This is a genomic window from Evansella tamaricis (genome assembly GCF_019042215.1).
GTDB classification, from domain to species: Bacteria; Bacillota; Bacilli; order Bacillales; family Salisediminibacteriaceae; genus Evansella; species Evansella tamaricis.
In genome coordinates this window covers 1-21,994 of record NZ_JAHQCS010000162.1, presented here as the reverse complement: position 1 = coordinate 21,994, position 21,994 = coordinate 1, and the positions used below count along the sequence as shown (strand labels likewise).

Genomic DNA, 21,994 nt, shown 5'->3' with positions numbered 1-21,994 from the left:
TAGGGATGAGGAGGGTTCATAGTTGCAGAACGTCAAAAAACTAATTAATCATAACGATATCGTTTCACTAACAACGGAAGAAAAATTTCGATTAAAAAGATTAGAGGATAAATTTCAAAAAAACATCTTTGAGGTTGCATTTTGTGGGCATTTTTCCGCTGGTAAATCAACCATGTTAAATACATTTTTAGGAGCGGAAGTTCTACCAACAAGTCCAATCCCAACAAGTGCAAATATCATCACTATTCAAAATGGGGAACTTGGCTTACAGGTTCATTCTATCGAAGAAGAAAAACAATGGTCAGGAGAGATACCATGGGATAGAGTGCGCGAGTGGGGGATGAATGGTAATGATATTCAAGGAATGACAATTACAGCAAACTTGCCGTTTTTAGGGGAAAACAGCAGAATTTTAGATACACCTGGTGTTGATTCTACAGACGAAACCCACGAAAAAATGACGGTGGAGCAACTTTATACTACAGATATTATTGTCTATGTAATGGACTATAATCATGTTCAATCCGAAACAAATTTATTCTTTTTGAAACAATTGTCTGTTGAAAATAAACTCCTTTATATTGTCATTAACCAAATTGATAAACATAATGAAATGGAAATTCCTTTCGCTGATTATAAGATGTCCCTCGAACGAGTCTTTCAAGAGTGGGAAATCCAATTCACAAAGCTATATTTTACTACTATGAAAGATAAAGAACACCATTTAAATGAGTTTTCTCTCTTTGAGAAAGAAGTAAAGGGTATCCTATTTAATAGTAACAGTCTTTTAGACAGCGCGTGGGGTCAACTGGAAAAGGGGTTTTATCGTTCTGTTCAACAGAGGATAAAGGAGGAAGAACAGGATAAAAAAGCTAGAATAGTGGAGGAAATGATTGACAGGGGTTTATCGGAAGAACAACTGCATAAAAGACATGAAATTGTTCAGAATTTAGAAAAAGTAAGGAATTATCAGGGAAAATACGAGAAGGACTTTATGGAAAAGACGGATTCATTATTTAAAAACGTGACATTGTTTCCATACTCCACAACTGATTTTACACGTCAATGGATAGAGAGTATTCAGCCAGGATTTAAAGTAGGATTACTCTTTTCAAAAAAGAAAACGCAAGAGGAACAGACGAACAGATTAAACAAAGCAGTCACTGATCTGCAAGATAAAGTGAAAACACAACTATTATTCCATCTTAGAGATTATTTTCAACAATTGGATAGATCAAAACTGTCTAATAAAGATCAATTCGTAGAAGAACTTGATAATTTAACATATGAGGTTACACCAGAACAATTTGAAAAATACGTTTCTGCTGACCATGCCAGCAGAAACTATGTCTATACTTTCACAAAAGACATGACAGATAGAATTGTAAAGGCGATCCGGAAACAGGCTAATTACGTTCTTAATGTGTATATTAGTGGTCTGAAGGAATATTATTATCAAAAAGAAAAGTCTCTATTAAATATCCAAGAAGAACTTTCTCAAATTGAAGAATTCAGTAATAAATTATACGAAACGGGAACTTATTACAATTCGTTAGTTGAAAAAATGGAAGATAAAATCAACAAGACACCCCCTAATCATCTCTTTATAAAAGAGGTATTGGAAGCTTCGAAATTACCGTTTCCAGATGTGGTAGGGGAGAGTTTTCAGCACATCTCTATTCCTGCTAATAGTGTGATTCATAAAAAAACAGAGACGGATCAATTTAATATATCTGATACAGAGTACATAGATACAAAATCAGATCTATGGTTACATGGATTGAAAGAAGTTCTTCATAGTTATAAGAACAAAAGGTACTTGTCAGATGAGAGAAATCGGATTTTGAAAAGGTTGAAAAGGTTTGAAAATAAACAATATATGATTTCTTTATTCGGTGCATTTAGTGCAGGAAAGTCAAGTTTTGCCAATGCATTACTTGGAGAGGTTGTATTGCCGGTTTCCCCCAATCCTACTACAGCAACAGTAAATATAGTTCAAAAGGGGAACGAAGAATATTCTCATGGTACGGCAGTGGTTACTTTTAAAACGAGAGAATCGTTAAACAAAGAAGTAAAAATTATCAGCGAGCATTTAGGATATTCCATTGATCTGGAAAGTCTTATAACATGGAATCCAAAACAGAAAAATTTTATTTCCAATTGGCAAAAAACGTATGTGACTTATCTACTCACGATACAAGGGAGTATTCAAGCACGTTGGGAGGAACTTGGAAGTACGCTATCCATTTCACTAACTGAAATGGAAAGTTTTGTCGCTAATGAACAGAAGGCATGTCTTGTGGAAAAAGTAGATATATATTATGACTGTGAACTTACAGAAAAAGGTGTCGTATTAGTAGATACTCCTGGTGTTAATTCTATTTATGGACGTCATACGAATGTTGCTTTTCAGCAGATGCGTAAATCTGATGCGATTTTTTATTTAACCTATTATAATCATGCATTTTCAAAAGCTGATCAGTACTTCCTGCAGCAAATAGGGAAAGTAAATGAAAGTTTTCAGCATGATAAGTTATATTTTGTCATTAATGCATCTGACTTGGCTGGCAGTGATGGGGAATTAAATGGAGTACGCCATCATGTAAGGGAACAACTCTTAAAAAACGGCATTTCTAATCCAAGACTATTTCATCTGTCGAGTAAACAAGGATTAATGGAAAAACAGAAAAAAATAGGAGACCAAACGGACTCTACCTTCTCTGACTTTGAATCCTATTTTAATAACCAAACAATTGTGGAGCTTAAGCAATTAAGTCTTAAAATAATTAAGAGTGAAGTGCAATTATTTTTTGAAAAGCTGAAGGAAAGTATCGATTATCTGAGGGAAGAAGAGGACAGTCAGTCTAAAAGATTTTCCCAATTAAAAGAAACTGTCCAAGAGCAAAAAACACATATACAAGAATTTAATTTTACTAATGTGAATAGGCAAGTTCTTGAAGAATTAGACCAATTAACTCTGTATTTAAAAGAACGTATGAAGTTTGTCATGAATGATTATTTCACATCATCCATTAATGTGGCTGTTATTACAGAGAGCAGAAAAAAAGAACTACATCAGCAACTAGATGCAGCAATAAAAGAATGGTTGAGCCAATCTCAAACGTTTTTAATACAGGAAATGGATTCCACTACTATTCGCATCGAAGAGAAAATGAAAGAACTTTCGCGTAATTGGCTCTCTGATAGTTTACAGGAAATACGGGAAAACATACCTCATCTTTCTTGTGAACTGGAATGGGAGTGGGGTACGATCGATGTGGAATTCTCTGAACACGTATTGTTCCTTGATCCTACTAAATATTACTCGTACTTAAAAAATAAAAAAGACTTTTTTGAGAATGGAAGGGTTAAGGAATTGAAGGAAGTATTAGTTGCTGATGGGGTGGACATTTCCGGCAGCTTAATTAAGAAAATGTCTCATGACTTACATGGGGAGCTTAACATTAAGTTATCAGAAGTAGAAAAAGGGATAAAGAAAAACTTATATAATGCATGTGATAATGAGTTGAAAAGATTTGAGGAACTGGCTGATAAAACCATAATAGAAACGATTGAAAGGGAAGTAAAACAACTGTCTGAATTCATATAATTTAATCAGGAGAGAGGTCGTCCCTAAGGTCTTCTTATGACCGTTTGGGACGACCTTTTACTTGATTACTTGTAATTATGCTCTGGGATCCTCGTCATATCTTAATGAAGTAACCCGTGTATATTCACCCTTTTTAATTTCTTCTTCTGTGGCCCTTTGACTTAATTCTTCATCATCATCAATGCCTGTTGCAATAGAAGCTTCTGTTTCTTGATCCTTTTTTTTAATCAAGCTACTCACCTCATGAATTTAAAGGAGTGACAGCATATGTTCGAAAGCTGTCAGCCATTTTAGCTATATTGATTTTGCATTTTGTCAATAGCATTTTGGATTGGCTGCATCATATTACTGTTTCCATTTCCGTTATTGTTTTGGCGACCTCGCATCATACCAACAGCTGCAGCACCAATACCAATTCCCACCAATGACATCATTAATCCATTTCGGTTATTTTTCCTTTTCCCGAACATGTTCATTTGATGAATCCCCCTAAGATTGTATTGTTTGAACTGGAACCATCCAAACATTATTATCATCAGTTTTTCGAGGAGAAAATATGTTAGGACATCTTTTCCACCCTAAACCACAACTTCTAATTTAATGATCAAGTGATATATATACACTAGAGGTGATGTAAATGGGAATTTTTCGGAGAAGTACACTATTGGAGCATATTGCTCAAATTCCAAATAAAATGATTCCATATGTAAAAAAAAAATTAGAAACTCTTGGAATTGAAAAAAGTACCGAAAAAAGTTGGAGTGATCTTTCAATAGATCAAGAATTGTTGGATAAACTGAAAGAAAGCATGGATGATATTAATAAATATACAAACCCTATAGTTATATTGCCGAATGAAAAAAAGATAGTTCAAGAAATCAAAACAAGTGTAAGAAAGGAAAATGTAAATAATCTAACAAGAACATCTGCCTATTTAAAAGTTTTCAATAAGTATCCGGAAGTTCACTGGGCGCTTTTAGCTCATTTCGTCTCTAGAAACGGTGGTTGGAATATGACTGATCTTAAAGGAAGTATTCTATCAGGCTTTCTGTCGGAAAGGGCACAGAAAAGTTATTTTACTTTTTTAGAGAGGGCAAATGCTGCCATTTTTCACGATGCTTATCCTCAACTATTATTATATGAGGCAAGCAGAAGAGACAAAAAAAGTTATTCCCATCTGCTACCTGTCTTTGGTGTCTCTAAATTTATGATCCCCATTTGGGAAGAATTTATCAGGAGTAAGAATTCAAAACTCCTTACAGTTGCTCTCATTATAAATGAACAACATTATATTGAAGAACGGATCGTTCAGAACCACATCTTCCAAGAAAATGTTTTTAACACATGGCAATATCAAGTTCAGGAAGCTTTTCATCTCGTACATGTTCTCTTTCCATATGCGACTAAGTCATCTATTCGGAGAATAGCTGGTCACAAAGTGGTGAACTTTAGAAATGTGGAAGAAAGGGTGAATATCGGTAAACAACTGTATTTGATTCTTTTTGGAATTCCTGTGATTTATAAGGAATGTTACTTTTTTGCTAAGGAAAATCCTCACACAGGTTCAAGGGAAGATTATTGGCCACACATGTTCTCAAAAGGAGAACAAATCAAAGAGGAGTGGCACAGTTGTTGGGATAAGGGAAAACCATTTATGTACAGTCCAACACTAACTCATGCATGGGAGAATATAGATAATCCAGAACCGATAAAAGGGGATTGGTATTTGAATAAGGGGAAAGAAATATTTAAGTTGTTTGAATCCAATTCAATGCCGGGTTCATTTGATGTTACAAATGAATACTGTAAAGATTTATATGAAATGAATATGATAGCAGCAGTGAAAAACACTTTAGATTAAATGCTATGTATGAAGGGTATTCACCCTTCTTTGTAATATAAACGATGAATGGGATGTAAGATATGCTCATCCAAAATCATAACTTTGGATGAATAGAAACTGTGTTCTTCGAAAGTAAACAACAATTCATGGTAAAACTCCACTAAACAGCCCACATCCCATACGTTTTCTTTAGAAAAGATACCGGATCGATTAATTAGGATATTTTCATATTTTTCTACCATTCGTCTTGTCCGTTTAATTATTTTCCCCGCATCTTTCATACGGTAAATTTCCTTCAGATCCAGCGTAAACTCATTTATATCTTTTTGAAACTCCTGATTTAACAAATTATTAATTTCTTTTACTGGAGGTACTTCGTCAAAAATAAATTGCTTTAACATGATAATGTCAGTTTGAAAGGGAAGATTTAAAAAGTTTAAATAAATTCTTAACGTATTATAGGAATCGTACATAGGATTGTGTTTTTCACCAATAAACGATAATCCGTAAAATTCAAGTGCATTTTCTACAGATGGATTATTTTTCGAAACCCGCTTTGTAAATATAGCTTGAAAATCGATATATCTCATTTCAATTTTTTTTATTGTAGTAATTGGTACTTCATGTCTCTTTGCATCTAATTTTAATCTGGTCAGATCGCTGGTTGACCAAGAGAAAAATCGTGATTTCTTTATTCCCCGAACCCAGGATAGGAACTCTTCGAATACTATTTTAAATGTCTCAGCTCCTTGTAACTCCTCATCCTTAATTCCAGTTAATTTTTTGCAAAAAGAACTTAAAGGTCTGGGATTACATGGTCTTATATATTGATCGAAGTAGGTAACTTCTTTCGTTTTCAAATCATATTTGACAGCACCTAAACGGATTCCTTCCATCTCTTCAAAGGACATCCCCCGATTGGAACAGAGCATTTCAAAATCAAAGAAAATATATTGTTTTGTTTCCGCCATTGCTATAACCCCCTTCCCAACATTTTATTTTAGTGGATTCTTTCACAAAAGGATAGGAACAAATTTAACCAGCTAAGGAAGTTTTATAGCAAATATATAACTGCCCCTAAAGATAAAAAAACCTTTAGGGGCAGTCTTATAATTAAAATGATGATTTGATTTTAAGAAGCACTTGGTTCCGGTTGAACAGCCGTTTTGGGACGAACGTTCCTTGCTGCAATTTTAACTTTGAAGAAGCTGATAATGTAGGAAATAACAAAAATCGATAAGACGGAATAAAAACCTCTAACTAACCCAACGGAGTATAGTCCAGTAAGGATAACGAGAAAATCAAATGCGAACATCGTTTTTCCAGGATTCCAATTAAATCTTTGTTGGAGGAAAAGAGAAAGGATGTTTGCTCCTCCTAAAGATGATCCGTTCATAAATAATATAGAAAGTCCTAAACCTGCAATGGTTCCTCCAATAATTGATCCGAAAATAGGATGAATAGTAAAAGAAGGGAAGAACTGTACAATTTCTGACATAATGGACAAGGAAGTAATTGCAAATATTGTTGATGCGGTAAATTTCCAACCCATTTTAAAATAAGAAAGAATGTAAAATGGAAGATTAATCAGAAAGAAAACAACAGCGAAAGAAGAATTCATCAAGTAGGAGAAACTTAAAGCTAAACCTGCTGTACCTCCAGTAATCACTTCAGAGTTTTGTAGAAAAAGAATACCAACACTAACAATGAAACAACCTAAGAGCATATATATTATTCTAAGTATTTTAAACACCCCCATGAAGTAATATGTATTTATTATATTCATATTTTAATATAGTTATATATTTGCACCGATAACTATTATAGAATGAATTAAACTGACGTGCAAATATACACACCAAAGCGTTTAAGCTTTAACGCTTTGGTGTGCTTTAGTGGATCTCGCTTGCAGTTAGATTATCTCACAATAAAAAAATGCTTATATTTCACATAGTTAAGTGCTTTCATTATTTAATTGATAGAGAAAAAAATCTAAAAGATGTGAGATAAGTTGAATAGGGTAGAATATAAAAATGGTAAAATAGTCTTGCCTTATAAAAGAAGATTATTGTCATTTTTATCTTTACAACTAGGAGGATTAGAGTGGAACGAATAAAGCTTGAACAGCAGGGGAAGGAACTTGCTCAGAAACAATTGGATGCGTATAATCAAAAGGATTTAGAGACATTTTTGTCAGTATATAGTGAGAGTGTTGAGATTAGGGATTTTCCTTCGAATGAGTTGCTTTATGTGGGAGTTGAAAAAATGAGAATTATTTATTCGAAATTATTTCATGAGAACCCGAACCAGCATGCAACACTTTTGGAAAGAATCACAAATGGGAATATTGTTATTGATCATGAACATGTAACGGGGAGAGCAAACGGATTAGAGGTTTTTGCCATCGCCATTTATGAGGTAGTGAATGGGAAAATATCTAAAGTCTGGTTTAAAAAATAGGCTATGTTAAAGGATAATGGTGATTTTTTGACATAGTGTTGATTGTAGCGAAAGGTGCGAGACTCCTGCGGGAATAGCGAGTTCAGGGGAGACCCCGCAGGAGCCAGCGACGAGGAGGCTCCCGAACCGCCCGCGGAAAGCGAGCGGCCTGAAGTGAAAATCAACAACAAAATATAACAGAGTCAAAAAATAAAAGTATTCTTGGTATGATCTCCAAATGGTGATAATAAACTATTTATAGGCATGTCCAACCATGATATAATACGGTAGCCATTTTTAATACAATGCTTGTGATGTAATAATTCCCAAACCTATTTTATCTTTTTTCGATTGAACGGAACGTTCTTGGAAATACTATCAAAGGAAGGAGGAGGATTGTCATGGAAGAGGAAAAGGGTAAAATTGACCAGAATACGCCACCACCCGTTGAGATAGGAGAATCAGTAAAGATAATTGCTGGTCCAGATAAAGGGGAAGAGGCAAAGGTAATTGCGGTATATACTAATTCTGTTGCAGTAGAGTTAAATAAAATGCAAAAAAATGGAACCCTAGCAAGAACGGTATTAACCCATAAAGAATATGCGAAAAAAAAGTGAATACATACGGTGATTACCGGATTCAAGGTTGTTCCTCTATTGTAGGAGCAGCCTTTTTATTGTTTTCAAAATAGCTAAATAGCTAAAAATAACTTCTGTCTTTAGTGTTCAGTCTCATACCTTCTAATGTGCCATTGAAAAAAGATTATAAAAGTATTACCAAATAAGGACGGTATTTGATTCTTCTGTTATGTGAGGTAAATCACATCAATTTTTTTTGTGTAAAGGTACCCTTAAGTTATGAAAGAATAGGAGGGTATTCTATGTTTGCTCAAGATTATAATGAAAATCCCTTTATTGTTATTTGGGAATTAACACGGGCATGTGAATTAAAGTGTTTACATTGCCGTGCAGAAGCCCAACATAAACGTCATCCACTGGAATTGAGGTTTGAAGAAGGGAAGAAACTGATAGATGATATTCATTCGATGGGCAATCCTATGCTAGTATTCACTGGTGGGGATCCACTCATGCGGGATGATGTATATGATATAGCAAAGTATGCTATTGATAAGGGCGTAAGGGTTTCAATGACACCATCAGCAACACCAAATGTTACAAAGGCAGCGATGGAAAAAGCAAAGGAAGTCGGTTTGTCAAGGTGGGCTTTTAGCTTGGACGGACCTAATGCTGTCATACACGATCATTTCAGGGGGACAGCAGGTTCTTTTAAGTTAACTATGAATGCGATTAACTATTTACATGAACTAAAGATGCCGATACAAATTAACACTGTAATCTCTAAATATAATTATGATTATTTAGATGAAATGGCTGCACTAGTTGAAGATCTTAATTGTGTGTTATGGAGTGTGTTCTTTTTAGTACCCACTGGCCGGGGACAAGAAAAAGATATGATATCTCCAGTTGAACATGAAAAAGTATTTCATTGGCTTTATGATTTGTCAAAACAAGTACCATTTGATATAAAGACAACAGCTGCTCAACACTACCGGAGAGTTGTTATTCAAAATAAAATGAGAGATAAAGGATTTTCAAAAGAGGATAAGCCTTTTAAATACAAAGATGTACTGTTAAAAGGAGAAACAGGTCGGATTGATGGTCTTGGAAGAGCGCCAAAAGGTGTCAATGATGGGAATGGCTTTGTCTTCATTTCGCACATTGGAGATGTTTATCCAAGTGGATTATTACCTATAAAAGCAGGAAATGTTAGAGAAACGCCGTTATCGGCAATTTATCGAGAATCTGAAATATTTAAGTCCCTAAGGGATCCTGATTCTTATAAAGGTAAATGCGGGGTTTGTGAATACAAACATGTATGTGGAGGCTCCCGTTCAAGGGCATATGCACTAACAGGGGATTATCTAGAAAGTGAACCTGCTTGTGTCTATATCCCAAAAGCATGGAGGAGGAAAGCATCCCACGAATGAATTAACAAAAAATGAAGCTCAACGGAAGAAGTGTGCCATGCATGCTTCTTTATTTAAAAGGTGAGAAAGTATAAGTTTTTGCACCTTCGGGCAAGTTGTCTAGCTCCACCGCCTACTCGCATGGGAACTGAAAAAGTGGTGCTTTTCCACTTTTACAGTCCCTAAGCAATGAGCGTAGCCGTCGCAATCTTTAAAAAGCTTGATAGGAGTGGTTTTCTCCTATCAGGCGAGCGACGAGCGCAGCCATTGCCATACAAATAAAAGGAACTGAAAAAGTGGATTTAAACTTTTTCAGTTCCTTCTTAATTACTGCGGGGCACTTCGGAAGTGACAACCGAAGTCAAAGTTCGGACTTCTAGTTGTCATTCCTCCACTGCCCTACGCTCGTGTTCATAGGCGCTTGCGCTTTTCTTGTTGAACAAGAAAGCGATTTTGTGGCCAGTAATCAGTGGAGCGGTGGAGAGGTGGGTGGCATATCAATTTTTTATTACCGATTCAGTAAATAATTTAATGAAAAAATGAGACACTTTATCCGAATGTTTGGGCTTTAAGTAATCATAAATGATAAAATAATGAAAAGGAACATTTAATTGGAAGAAGGTGAATTGTATGAAGAGTTTATATCTAGAAAAAGGATTATTGTATACAGAGATGTCAATAATTTATAATGGACAAACTCTGACCCTGCGCAGAGTCCTAGTAAATACAACATCTCTTAAATCTGGCATTTCAGTAAAGCTGGCTAAGGACATCGGGCTAATTTCTTCTGAGTGCAATACTTTTTCTTTTCCTATGGAAAGGAAACTTGATTATGTTAGTGTCGGTCCATTAAAAGTAAAAGATTTTAAAGTGGAGATTGATGATTATCGAAAGGAAGTGGATGGGGTCATCGGTTTAGATTTTCTAAAGAAAGTTGGAGCAAAAATTAACTTGGATTCGATGACATTATCTGGTTCAAGGGTTAGTTAATATCACATAGGAGTGGCTTATTTCCCTCTGAAAAATCGTTCTATTAAAAGTCAAAACTTTTTTTGTTGTTTGCAATAAGAGTATCAGAATGTCATTTATTATATCTACGGAGGTGAGACTTTTGTCAGGAGAATTAAAAAAAATCTGGATTAAAAGAATGAAGCGTGGTCCCATGGACAACGTCAACGAAGCAGTTTTAATAGAGGGTAAAGGTATTGAAACCAATGCAAACCAGGGTGGGAAAAGGCAAGTTACCATTCTTGAACAAGAGGTATGGGATGAATTAATGGAAGATTTAGGAACCTCGTTAGACCCGTCGTTACGACGGGCGAACTTACTGGTGAGTGGGGTTCAATTAGAAAATAGTAGAAATAAAATTCTTCAAATTGGAACTTGTACCATCCAAATTTATGGTGAAACAAAACCTTGTGAGAGAATGGATGAAGTTTTCCCAGGATTAAAAAATGAGATGTATCCTAAATGGCGTGGTGGTGCATACGGAAAAATTATCAAAGGCGGTACCATTCAAGTGGGAGATACTGTCGAATTAATTGAAACAAAAAATAAAATTATTTGATGAATTAATTTTGTTAACTTCCACTTACCTAAAACAGGAATAAATACCTTATTATTCTGGCAACCTTAAGATATTATTTTGACTTTTTTAAGGGAGGATCAGCAAATGAGAGAAGGTATTGCTGTTTTTTATGATTGGACGCATGTTGCAACAGAAGGTTTCGTAGCTTTGATCTTCTATTTTTTCTTTTATTCATTTATGGGGTGGCTTATTGAAAACGTTTATAGCCTCATCACTACAGGTGTTTTTATGAAAGAAGGGTTTCTCTATAGTCCGTTAAAACCTATGTATGGTTTCGCACCTATATTTTTGTTGTATATAGTTACACCAGAAACTCATTTGTTAATGGTATTAGCAATGTGTTTGCTCGTACCAACAACAGTGGAGTATGTTAGTGGATTATTACTCGAAAAATTTTTTAATCGAAAATGGTGGGATTATTCATCAATGCCCTATCAAATAAGTGGACATGTTTGCTTGTTATTTTCTTTTTACTGGCTTGTTTTATCCCTTGTATTCTTATATTTATTACACCCTATGGCAGAAATGCTGTTCCAACGGGTCTCTGGATTTTGGTACTATATATATCCTGCAATAATAACTGTTGCTTTGATCGATATTTTATTAACATTACAAGTTCAATATAGACGAAGAATAGATTCTTCTTTTTTATTAAAAGAATAAACGAAAAAGGACTAACGAGAATTAGTCCTTTCTTAATGTATTTCATCAACTTTGGGACTATTGAGTGAAGCGCTTACATCATAGGATGAAGAATTTAATCTGAAAATGAGAGACAAGTATATTAGTTCGTTAGTGAATTCTGAGAAGTGGTCATCAGTAAGTGTTGACTGTGGAGGTTAAGTTAGGAAATTTTTACAGTGTGGGCATAAAGCTTTACTAAAATCACTAGGAATTTCTTTCATACAAGTTTTACAACTTCTCTCTGATTCTTCCGGGCCTCCTTCCTTATTGGTACGTTTGTTTTTAATGGAGTTTACTACAGAAAACACAACCATTAGAACAGCTAATCCAATTATTAAGGCTAACCACATATTACCATCTCCTTTTTGTTATGATGGTTACGCTATTATTATATAACAGAATGGAACTGTTTTTTGTTACAAATTATGAATTATTAGTAACAAATAGAAGGATAAAATATAAATTTAAGAGGAATCTACTCTTGATTAACTCATTCAAGTATTGTTTTATGTCCTAAAACCATTCCTGTGATAGTATGAAACGTAAATATTCTACTCGAATTCTTTCAGATGGAATAGGTTTTTAGATAAATACAGTATTTAACTTGGAAGGAGATAACTAACCATGTTCGAAGCGAATAAAAGAAACATCTCAAAAAAATGGGATGTGAGTGTCGAAGAAAGTGAAAATGGGAATCGCAAAGGATTAATATTGGAACCAGGTCACTGGTCGGAATATGATCCCTTTTTACTCATGGCAGAGGACTGTTTTAAACGGGGAACGTTTGGCTTCCATCCCCATAGGGGAATGGAAACAGTGACATATGTGATTGATGGGGAATTGGAACATAAGGATAATAAAGGTGGTGAAGGACTACTTCGGTCTGGTGATGTACAATGGATGACGGCAGGATCCGGTATTATTCATGCAGAAGAACCAGTAGAAGGAACAATGGTCCACACACTACAACTCTGGGTAAATTTGCCAAGCGAGAGAAAAATGACTTCTCCACGATACCAGGATATTTCCAAAGGTACTGTTCCAACCTTTGAGGAGAAAGGCGCTAAAATTAGATTGTTTTCGGGAACGTATAAAGGGAATCATTCTGATACATTAAATCATACTCCTATAACTATGATGGAAATTGAGATGGACGTTCATTCGAGTTGCTCCATTGACATTCCATCGGAGTATAATGGCTTTATTTATGTATTAAAGGGATCAGGTTACTTTGGAAGTAATGAAAAAGCAGGTTGTAAAGGTCAAGTATTGTGGTTAGGAGAAGCCTCTTCCCAGACAGAGTTAAGTGAATTGGTGTGTCGAACAGAAACAGAAAAGGTAAAGCTGCTTCTTTATGCAGGAAAACCAATACATGAGCCGGTAGTTGCAGGTGGTCCATTTGTAATGAATTCAGAGGAAGAAATTAAACAGGCTTATAAAGACTATCGTGATGGAAAATTTAATTAAAAAAATCTACTCACATCCTTTTTAGCAATTTGTGAACGATAAGAGAAGAAGAACTAAGAACATGCAATATAATTTTTCGTTTTTTCTGAAAGGAGCAAAAGATGGATCTTATTTCAGAAGTTCGGCAGCTTGCCGTCATACGAACAAAAGAAAAAGTATTAGAGGATATTAATTATTATTTAGGTAAACAGGAAGAATTACAGCCATTCCGGGATTATTTATATGAAAGAGGCCATTACATAGACCAGATATGGATGAATGTTTGGTTAAACAAAGTATCCAATGATATATCAAGGAAAGAAAAAAAATTATATCTTAAAGAACGGAACTTTGAGGTGGATGGAGCCCCACGGAAATACATTAATCATTTGTTTCGGACCGAAATGAAGTCCTATGATCCTTTTGATGTAGGGAGTTGGCTTAAGGAGACGTTTTTAAATCAGGGAAATAAATGGGAGGAACGTTATGTACAAGCTAGAGAAGAATTTTTAGAAAATCAAAAGAAAGAACAATTAGAAAAAGAAAAGCAGGAGGTTCGTTCTCATCTTAATGAATCCGTTATCTCCATCTTGGAAAAAGAAAACAGCAAATTATATCTTTATTTACGTTATGAACTTGCAAAGCAAATAGTAAAAGATTTGAGAACTTCTAAGTATAGATTAGTAGACGAAGGACACTACGGTGATAAATTAATTTCTGACAGTCTCTTTAACGAGAATGATTATAAGAATGTGGAAGATTTTCTATATGAACTAACAGGGTCAACGGAAAAAACGATCTATTGGGAATATGAAAGGTATTTTGATAAATACAACAGAATGTTGGAAGAGATTTTATTAGATAACATATCAGAGAAGATTCTAAATCAATTACCTGTTTCCCTTAAAGAGAAATTTTTCAATATTACAAATGAAACCTTATCCTGTTGGCATATTTATGAAATTTTGACAGAACCACTCAACAATATTCAAACAGTTTTTATGGAAAAACTAAAAGAAGAGTATATAGCGGATTTAATCACTCTAGCAGCAATTCCATTTGATATGGTTATTCACGAAGAAATTTATAAACTGGATTTGGAGAAGAAGGAACAGAGGAAAAAGAATGAGGCGGAAGCAATCGAAAGGGAAAAAGTAGCAGAAGATCGGATGTTAAAAGATATCTTTGGAAGAGAATATAGTCCATCCTATCTAAGAAATATACAATATGTATTACATATCGGTGAAACCAATACAGGTAAGACCCATCATGCATTGGAAAAAATGAAGCGGGCTAGCAGTGGATTATATTTGGCTCCACTACGCCTCCTTGCACTGGAAGTTTACGATAAGTTAAATTCAGAAGGGATTCCATGCGGATTAAAAACCGGGGAAGAGGAAAAAGAGGTGGAGGGGACCAGTCACCTTTCCTGTACTGTAGAGATGTTCCATGAACGTGAATTTTATGAAGTGATTGTCATCGATGAAGCGCAAATGATCACTGATAAAGACAGAGGCTTTTCATGGTTTAAAGCAATTACAAAAGCAAATGCCAAAGAAGTGCACATTATTGGGAGTCTTAATTCAAAAGATATGGTGCTGGAGTTACTTGGGGATGCACAAGTGGATGTGAAGGAATACAGACGGGATGTACCTCTTGAAGTGGAACAAAAACTTTTTCGGATGAAGCATACAGTCAAAGGGGATGCACTTGTATGTTTTTCACGAAAACGAGTATTGGAAACTGCTTCTTTATTAGAAAACGAAGGACACTCTGTCAGTATGGTCTATGGGAGTATGCCACCAGAAACAAGAAAGAAGCAAATGAAACGTTTTATCAATGGAGAGGCTACAGTGATTGTATCTACTGATGCAATTGGAATGGGATTGAATTTACCCATTAGGAGAATTGTTTTTTTAGAAAACGAGAAATTTGATGGAACTGGGCGAAGGAGATTGACCTCCCAGGAAGTGAAACAGATTGCTGGACGTGCAGGAAGGAAAGGGATTTATAATGTTGGAAAAGTGGCATTCATGACTGATATCAAAGTTATGACACGCCTTTTAGAACAAGTAGATGAACCTGTTCATACCTTTACAGTTGCACCTACCACTGCCATCTTTGAACGTTTTCAGCGTTATTCAAGGGATATGGGATATTTTTTTCACTTGTGGGATAAATTCGAAAGTCCGAAAGGCACAAAGAAAGCATCGTTAACCGAGGAAAGGGAACTGTACACCTTCGTTCAAAATACAGAAATTGAGGCAAGACTTCCTTTGATGGAATTATATGGCTTTCTACACCTCCCTTTCTCTACAAAAGAAGTAGTCCTAATAAAACAGTGGCGGGATACGATGGAGGCATTAGTCAAAGGGGAAGAACTTCCAGAACCACAAATTAAAACGGGGGGCTTGGAGGAACTAGAGCTATCCTATAAGGCCCTAGGACTTCATCTTTTGTTTTTGTATAGACTTGGACGGGTAACAGAAGCCATCTATTGGGAAAGGTTGAGAGAAGAAATCAGTGATGATGTCCATGAAAAATTAAAGACAGATGTAAAAAAAATTCGTAAGAAATGTAAACATTGTGGAAGAAATTTACCCTTTGAATTTAAATATCAAATATGTGATTCTTGCCATTGGACCAGGAAAGAAAGGAGAAAATACGACTTTTTTGATGAGTTTCCATAAAACAGGAAGAGGATGGAGTGAAATTTTAGTAACTCGTATCCTTTTTCCCGTATTTTAGATTGGTTGGTTCACTTTCTTCCATTCGGCCTCTTTTTGTTGAAGCTTTTCTAATTGTTCTGGTTTGTGAAACTTTAAATGATGAAAAACAAAATCATCAAAGCCAAGGCGATATAAAGCCTGGAGTACAGATTTTGTGAGAGCGTGTTCCCCCTTATTTTGCAAATCGATGACTTTTCCATCCACCTGATCCAAGTGATATGTTACTAAAACAGCAAAGTAATATTCCTTTGTATGGCGTTTATCTCGAAAAATTTCCAGTGTATACTTCGTTTTTCTACCACCAAAATGTAAGAACTGTTTTGGAACCGGAGGCAGATTCTGCTTTTTAATCGTTTTTTCATCTGTTTTCAATTTCACATATTCATTTTGTGTTTGATTATATTGACGAAGATCTTTTATATTAAACAGACCTGGATTCAATGACCGTCTTCCGTAAAATGTTGTAATATAGATGGTTTCTGGGTCAATCATGATAAAAGTAAACAAGATATCATCATCTATTATGCCTGTATCGTCAGTTATTCTTTGAATATGATATGGAAGTAATAATAGTTCTTGTAGTAATTTAGAAAGGTTTTGAATGGAAATTCGGGGACCAACCCTTTCCTGCCACCGTAGAAAGGCATGTTCTCCGATCTGAATTTGCTTTACTTTGTCAAACGGCCTATATTCCCGGGTTGTCAGCATGACTTTTATTTTATGTAACTCACTTACCTTTATCGTCTCAGGTATAGATAAAAAACATGCCCCTAGTAGAACCTTCGATTTATGTCTAATTAATCGCCTAATACCTGGATAACTCCCCATCTATGAATCACTCCTTACAGTGAAAAAAGTTACGCTCTTACAATTATACTAAAATTCAGAAAAATAAATCATCATATTTGCCATAATTTTCTTTTAAACTTTTTAGAAGGAATAAGGAAATACATGAAGAATTAATTAGAAACACGAAATAAAAGAATATGTTGAGGTGATGTAATATGGATAAAACTTCTTGGTATGACGATTATGATGGCTATATTTTAAAAATGCAACAGAAATACAATGTTCCAGGTATTGCTGTTGGTGTCATAAAAAATGGGGACCCTCTTTTTGAAAATGGCTATGGCTATCGAAACTTAAATGAAAAACTGGAAGTTACTTCAAATACTATTTTTGGAATTGCATCGGTTACAAAATCTTTTACCTGTGCTGGAATAATGCTTCTTCAGGAAAAAGGAAGACTCTCTGTGAATGATAAAGTAATAAAGTATCTTCCAGAATTTCTATTACCTGATCAACCGGAACATACTGAGAAAGTAACAATTCATCATTTTATGACCCATACGACAGGCTTACCGCCTCTATCTTCCTTAGCATATGCAATGAAACAGACTATGGACAGGGATCCTTCTGCAAAGGATTACCCCGGCCTCGACTTGGCAGGAAAAAAAGGGAATCCTATTGAGACGTATGAGGCGTTAATGGAACACATAAGCGAAAGTAATGTGAAATTATTAGGAAAACCTGGAGAGGAGTTTAGTTATTCCAATGATTGTTACGCTTTACTTGGAGCAATCATTGAAAGAGTGAGCGGTATAACATATGAAGAATTTATAACGGAGAATATCTTAGTACCTTCAGGAATGAATAACAGTACCTTTTATTTAGGCGATGTCCTGTCATCAAAGGATGTAACGGTCCAGTATTCCATTCGTGCAAGCCAGGAAAAAGAAAAAGAAAAAGAAGTGTATGAAGCTCCAGTTTGGTGGGATGCTCCTGCAATGAGGGGAGCGGGTTTCTTACGTTCTACGATGAAGGATATGCTCCTTTATTCCCAAATTTATTTGAACAATGGTGTTATAGGGAAGACGCAGATCTTGTCCCAGGAAAGTGTGGCTGAAATGATGAAGCCACATGTTGCCATTGATGGAACCCGCTGGTATGGATATGGACTCATGGTGACTCCCAATTATCATGGCGTTACGTTAGTGGAACATGGTGGAAGCCTCAAGGCGATCTCTTCCCAGCTTAGTATGATTCCTGAAAAGGGGATTGCTGGAATAATGTTAACTAATCTTGTGGGTGTTCCCACATTTCAGATGATGTTAGGTGCATTGAATGGGGAAATGGGATTACCTGTAGAAACCCCGTTCATAAGCTATCCAGAATATGAAGCTGAAAAGGATTCCTTTACTGATTATGTAGGTGAGTATGCCACGGAAGAAGGGGCAACTATTACTATCAAGATGGAAGATGACCAACTGATTCTTTCCCAGGATGGAACTGATATACAGCTTCGTCAAGTAGGAAAAAATAGATTTGTTTTATTTGTGAAAGAATCAGAACAGTTAGTTCAGTTTAGATCTAATGGTGATGGAGAAATTCGGGCCATTGCTATGGGAGTAAGGCAAATACCAAAAGTATAATTTTGAGATTGAAATTCCGTGCGCTTGAAATCCCCATGTAGTATGATATTGTCTGTGTAAAATCTATGAAATTATGAATTTGTAGTAAGGGGATAATATATGAAACTTATTTCTTGGAATGTAAATGGGATTAGGGCATGTGTAAAAAAAGGATTTTTAACTTATTTTCAAGAGACAGATGCGGATATATTTTGCATCCAAGAGACAAAACTTCAAGCTGGTCAAATCGAGTTGACATTAAATGGTTATCATCAATACTGGAATTATGCTACTAAAAAAGGGTATTCAGGAACTGCAGTTTTTACAAAAAGAGAACCATTATCCGTTGTAAGAGGTGGAGTTGGAAACGAGCAGCAGGAAGAGGAAGGCAGAATCATCACCTTGGAATTTGATCATTTCTACTTAGTAAATGTGTATACACCAAACTCTCAAAGAGATCTCGGTCGTCTTAGTTACCGCCTTGAATGGGAGGATTCCCTTAAGGCATATCTGGTAGATTTAGATAAGAAAAAACCGGTGATTGTCTGTGGTGATATGAATGTTGCTCATAATGAAATCGATCTTAAAAATTCGAAATCAAATAGGAAAAACTCTGGTTTTACACAGGAAGAGCGAGATAAGATGTCACTATTGCTCCAATCCGGTTTTGTTGACAGCTTCCGGTATTTATATCCGGATAAAGAAGAGTGTTATACTTGGTGGTCATACATGAGAGATGTGAGGGAACGTAACATTGGTTGGAGAATTGATTATTTTTTAGTGTCAAAACGTATTCAAAACACCATTCAGGAAGCTCAAATTCACTCACATGTGTTGGGAAGTGATCACTGTCCGGTTGTTTTGTATTTGAAAAATGGAGGGGGGCAATAGCCTCCCTTTGTTGTTCTTGAAATTAAATCCCCTTCCTTATACGTCGGTTAAAATTCAGAATTTTATGATATCATGAATGTGAGCGCTTATTATCAAGGGCCATATCCTTAATCAATGGAGGTAGGAAATATGAGCGAATTAGTGTTTGTTGCTTCAAGAGAAGAGTTAATGAAGCAAGGTGTAAAAGTTGTCAAAGGAGGAAGACACGGGATTGCTGTGTTTTATCATTGTGACGAAATATATGCTGTTGACAATCGCTGCCCACATTTAGGATTCCCATTGCATATGGGCACCTCCTGCGATGGCATTCTGACATGTCATTGGCATCATGCGCGATTTGATATTAAAAGCGGAGGAACACTTGACCCATGGGCAGATGACGTTCCCACTTATCCAGTTGAAATAAAAGGTGAGGAAGTTTGGGTTTATCCGGAACCTGCTCGTATACAAACGGTCAGTAAACTGAGAAAAAGACTCATGGATGGATTAGAACAAAATATAAGTCTGGTTATTGGGAAAGCAGTTGTTGGATTGCTGGAAGCGGGAGAACCAGCAGAAAACATTGCGAGAATAGGTGTAGAGTATGGAACGAAACATCGATGGAATGGCTGGAGGTCTGGTCTTACCATTTTAACCGCAATGACTAATATCCTTCCATATCTTGATAAAAACGGTAAAATATTGGCTCTCTATCATGGGATGGTCCATGTTGCCCGTGAAAGTGCGGGGATGGGAACAAGGTTTTTACTTGGACCATTACCAGTGGGAAATGGAGAGAAACATCCATCAATTGAGCAATTATCTAAATGGTATAGAAATAATGTGGAAGTTCGTGATGTTCAAGGTGCAGAAAGGGTTTTGTTAACAGCGATAGAACTTGGTGCATCAACCGAACAATTATCTGATATGATGTTCACTTCCATAACTGATCACTTTTATATGAATGTTGGTCATACGCTTGACTTCCATAATAAAGCGTTTGAAATGCTATCTCACCTAGGAGATGAACACCGCAAATACACTTTAACCTCTTTGTTACCTGAATTAAGAGACGCTTCCAGGAGTGAGGAGTCTCATAGCTGGAAGTCACCAATCAACTTAGTAAAGCCACTACAAGATGCATTTCAGAAGATTCCTGAGTATAATGATGGGATTGGAAGAGGTAATCACGAGGAGATATTTGATGAAGAAGAAACAGTAGAGCAACTTCTAAGTGATACTCCCATCGAGACGATTAACAAGCTGACAGAAATGTTAAAAAAAGGTATGTCCCCTGTCCGTTTATCACAATTGGTTACCCTTGCCGCTGCAGAGAGGGTTGCGAGATTTCATGTTCAAAATGAATTCCGAGATTGGGTAACCGTACTGCATACCTTTACCCACGCCCATGCAGTTCATCAAGCATTACGAAGATCCACAACTTCAGAACTCGTCAGGGCGATTTATCATGGAGCGATGAGCATTTATTTAGACAGGTTCCTCAATATCCCTTCTGCCAAAAGGCCAAAACCTAGTGTTTCGATGGATCCGCCACCGGAAGCAATGGACTTTCTAGAACTCTTAAATCTACAACAGCAAACGGATGAAGCGGCGAAATGGGTAGTTAACTACTTAGAACGTGGTGGAGAAAAGAAGAAGTTATTTAATGTACTTGGTCATGCCCTACTACGTGAAGATGCAGAATTTCATTCCTTCCAAATGTTCGAAGGTGCAATCATTGAGCATCATTTGTGGTCAGAAGAAGGCTCTTCTATAGCAAAAAAGGCACAGGAAACAATGATAGTGGCACTCACCCGTTATTTAGCAGCACATGCCCCCACATCTAGGGAAGTGCCCCATACTGCGAAAATCGCAATGAGACTACATCGGGGTGAAAAATTGTTTGAAGAATGATGTTACTAGTGAACGGGGACGGAGAAACAATTAAAGTGTTACTTGAAAATCCGAACAATAATCAAACAAAGGAAAAAATATTTCCGGAGCTAATGATTTCATCATCTATTATCCCTAATATGCGGGATGCCGCAGGACGTGTCGTTTATTCCATGGAAGGACCCATTTCAGTATTATGGTTAATAGGAAGACACATAGGCGCTTGCGCTTTTCTTAAAAGATAAAGTATAAGTTTTTGCACCTTCGGGCAATGTCTAGCTCCAGCGCCTACTTGCTGCGGGGCACTTCGGAAGTGACAACCGAAGTCAAAGAGCGGACTTCTAGTTGTCATTCCTCCACTACCCTACGCTCGTGACCATAGTCGCTTGCGCTTTTCATATTGTCTAGCTCCAGCGCCTACGGGCTCGGATCACTTCAGGCAGGCTGCTACTTGAGTTGCATCCTTGCTGCCTTGCGACGAGTAATCGCAGGAG

General features: G+C 36.2%; 19 protein-coding genes. 13 read left to right on the top strand and 6 right to left on the bottom strand.

Translation table 11 applies throughout. The features are described from left to right. Positions 1 to 22: 22 nt before the first annotated feature. Positions 23 to 3,610, top strand: a complete 3,588-nt coding sequence (locus KS419_RS20225) for a dynamin family protein (protein ID WP_217068376.1) — start codon at positions 23 to 25, stop codon at positions 3,608 to 3,610. A gap of 75 nt (positions 3,611 to 3,685) precedes the next feature. Here KS419_RS20225 and KS419_RS20220 read toward each other — a convergent pair whose 3' ends face one another. Next, positions 3,686 to 3,841, bottom strand: a complete 156-nt coding sequence (locus tag KS419_RS20220; protein WP_217068408.1) for a hypothetical protein — start codon at positions 3,839 to 3,841, stop codon at positions 3,686 to 3,688. A gap of 59 nt (positions 3,842 to 3,900) precedes the next feature. Beyond that, positions 3,901 to 4,086, bottom strand: a complete 186-nt coding sequence (locus KS419_RS20215) for a hypothetical protein (protein WP_217068372.1) — start codon at positions 4,084 to 4,086, stop codon at positions 3,901 to 3,903. Positions 4,087 to 4,247: 161 nt separating this feature from the next. Between KS419_RS20215 and KS419_RS20210 the strand changes: the two genes are divergently transcribed. Then, complete coding sequence (locus tag KS419_RS20210; RefSeq protein WP_217068370.1) at positions 4,248 to 5,471, top strand: DUF2515 family protein; 1,224 nt, start codon at positions 4,248 to 4,250, stop codon at positions 5,469 to 5,471. A gap of 20 nt (positions 5,472 to 5,491) precedes the next feature. Here KS419_RS20210 and KS419_RS20205 read toward each other — a convergent pair whose 3' ends face one another. Both KS419_RS20205 and KS419_RS20200 read right to left on the bottom strand, forming a co-directional pair. After that, entirely contained in the window at positions 5,492 to 6,424 is a 933-nt protein-coding gene (locus tag KS419_RS20205) for a 3'-5' exonuclease (protein WP_217068369.1), read from the bottom strand. Between the two features lie 161 nt (positions 6,425 to 6,585). Then, entirely contained in the window at positions 6,586 to 7,179 is a 594-nt protein-coding gene (locus KS419_RS20200) for a YitT family protein (RefSeq protein WP_246594299.1), read from the bottom strand. A 377-nt stretch (positions 7,180 to 7,556) separates the two neighbouring features. On the opposite strand from KS419_RS20200, the gene KS419_RS20195 reads away from it, so the two are divergent. The 6 genes from KS419_RS20195 (at position 7,557) to KS419_RS20170 (ending at position 12,130) form a co-directional block, all read left to right on the top strand. Then, a complete protein-coding gene (locus KS419_RS20195; RefSeq protein WP_217068368.1) occupies positions 7,557 to 7,913 on the top strand; it encodes a nuclear transport factor 2 family protein in 357 nt (118 codons plus the stop codon). A 380-nt stretch (positions 7,914 to 8,293) separates the two neighbouring features. Next, positions 8,294 to 8,509, top strand: coding sequence for a KOW motif-containing protein (locus KS419_RS20190; RefSeq protein ID WP_217068367.1), 216 nt, complete (start codon positions 8,294 to 8,296; stop codon positions 8,507 to 8,509). 263 nt (positions 8,510 to 8,772) lie between these two features. Beyond that, positions 8,773 to 9,900 carry a TIGR04053 family radical SAM/SPASM domain-containing protein gene (locus KS419_RS20185; RefSeq protein ID WP_217068366.1) on the top strand — a complete coding sequence of 376 codons (1,128 nt, stop codon included), beginning with the start codon at positions 8,773 to 8,775 and terminating at the stop codon, positions 9,898 to 9,900. Between the two features lie 609 nt (positions 9,901 to 10,509). Next, on the top strand, positions 10,510 to 10,869 hold the full coding sequence (locus tag KS419_RS20180; protein ID WP_217068364.1) for a pepsin/retropepsin-like aspartic protease family protein: 360 nt from the start codon (positions 10,510 to 10,512) through the stop codon (positions 10,867 to 10,869). 121 nt (positions 10,870 to 10,990) lie between these two features. After that, the gene (locus KS419_RS20175; protein WP_217068362.1) at positions 10,991 to 11,446 is read left to right on the top strand and encodes an MOSC domain-containing protein; all 456 of its coding nucleotides are present in this window, start codon (positions 10,991 to 10,993) and stop codon (positions 11,444 to 11,446) included. 105 nt (positions 11,447 to 11,551) lie between these two features. Beyond that, positions 11,552 to 12,130, top strand: a complete 579-nt coding sequence (locus KS419_RS20170; RefSeq protein ID WP_217068360.1) for a putative ABC transporter permease — start codon at positions 11,552 to 11,554, stop codon at positions 12,128 to 12,130. Between the two features lie 176 nt (positions 12,131 to 12,306). Here KS419_RS20170 and KS419_RS20165 read toward each other — a convergent pair whose 3' ends face one another. Continuing rightward, positions 12,307 to 12,501 carry a hypothetical protein gene (locus tag KS419_RS20165; RefSeq protein ID WP_217068358.1) on the bottom strand — a complete coding sequence of 65 codons (195 nt, stop codon included), beginning with the start codon at positions 12,499 to 12,501 and terminating at the stop codon, positions 12,307 to 12,309. A 274-nt stretch (positions 12,502 to 12,775) separates the two neighbouring features. On the opposite strand from KS419_RS20165, the gene KS419_RS20160 reads away from it, so the two are divergent. Both KS419_RS20160 and KS419_RS20155 read left to right on the top strand, forming a co-directional pair. Continuing rightward, a complete protein-coding gene (locus KS419_RS20160) occupies positions 12,776 to 13,618 on the top strand; it encodes a pirin family protein (RefSeq protein WP_217068356.1) in 843 nt (280 codons plus the stop codon). A 101-nt stretch (positions 13,619 to 13,719) separates the two neighbouring features. After that, positions 13,720 to 16,287, top strand: a complete 2,568-nt coding sequence (locus KS419_RS20155) for a helicase-related protein (protein WP_217068355.1) — start codon at positions 13,720 to 13,722, stop codon at positions 16,285 to 16,287. 54 nt (positions 16,288 to 16,341) lie between these two features. Here the strand turns inward: KS419_RS20155 and KS419_RS20150 are convergent, their stop codons facing one another. Next, positions 16,342 to 17,154, bottom strand: a complete 813-nt coding sequence (locus tag KS419_RS20150) for a hypothetical protein (RefSeq protein ID WP_217068354.1) — start codon at positions 17,152 to 17,154, stop codon at positions 16,342 to 16,344. A 176-nt stretch (positions 17,155 to 17,330) separates the two neighbouring features. Here KS419_RS20150 and KS419_RS20145 point away from each other — a divergent pair, with 176 nt between their 5' ends. The 3 genes from KS419_RS20145 to KS419_RS20135 all read left to right on the top strand — a co-directional run bounded on the left by KS419_RS20145 (position 17,331) and on the right by KS419_RS20135 (position 21,521). Further along, positions 17,331 to 18,758, top strand: coding sequence for a serine hydrolase (locus tag KS419_RS20145; protein ID WP_217068353.1), 1,428 nt, complete (start codon positions 17,331 to 17,333; stop codon positions 18,756 to 18,758). A gap of 99 nt (positions 18,759 to 18,857) precedes the next feature. Further along, positions 18,858 to 19,628 carry an exodeoxyribonuclease III gene (locus tag KS419_RS20140; RefSeq protein WP_217068351.1) on the top strand — a complete coding sequence of 257 codons (771 nt, stop codon included), beginning with the start codon at positions 18,858 to 18,860 and terminating at the stop codon, positions 19,626 to 19,628. Between the two features lie 129 nt (positions 19,629 to 19,757). After that, the gene (locus KS419_RS20135) at positions 19,758 to 21,521 is read left to right on the top strand and encodes a Rieske (2Fe-2S) protein (protein WP_217068350.1); all 1,764 of its coding nucleotides are present in this window, start codon (positions 19,758 to 19,760) and stop codon (positions 21,519 to 21,521) included. Positions 21,522 to 21,994: the final 473 nt, after the last annotated feature.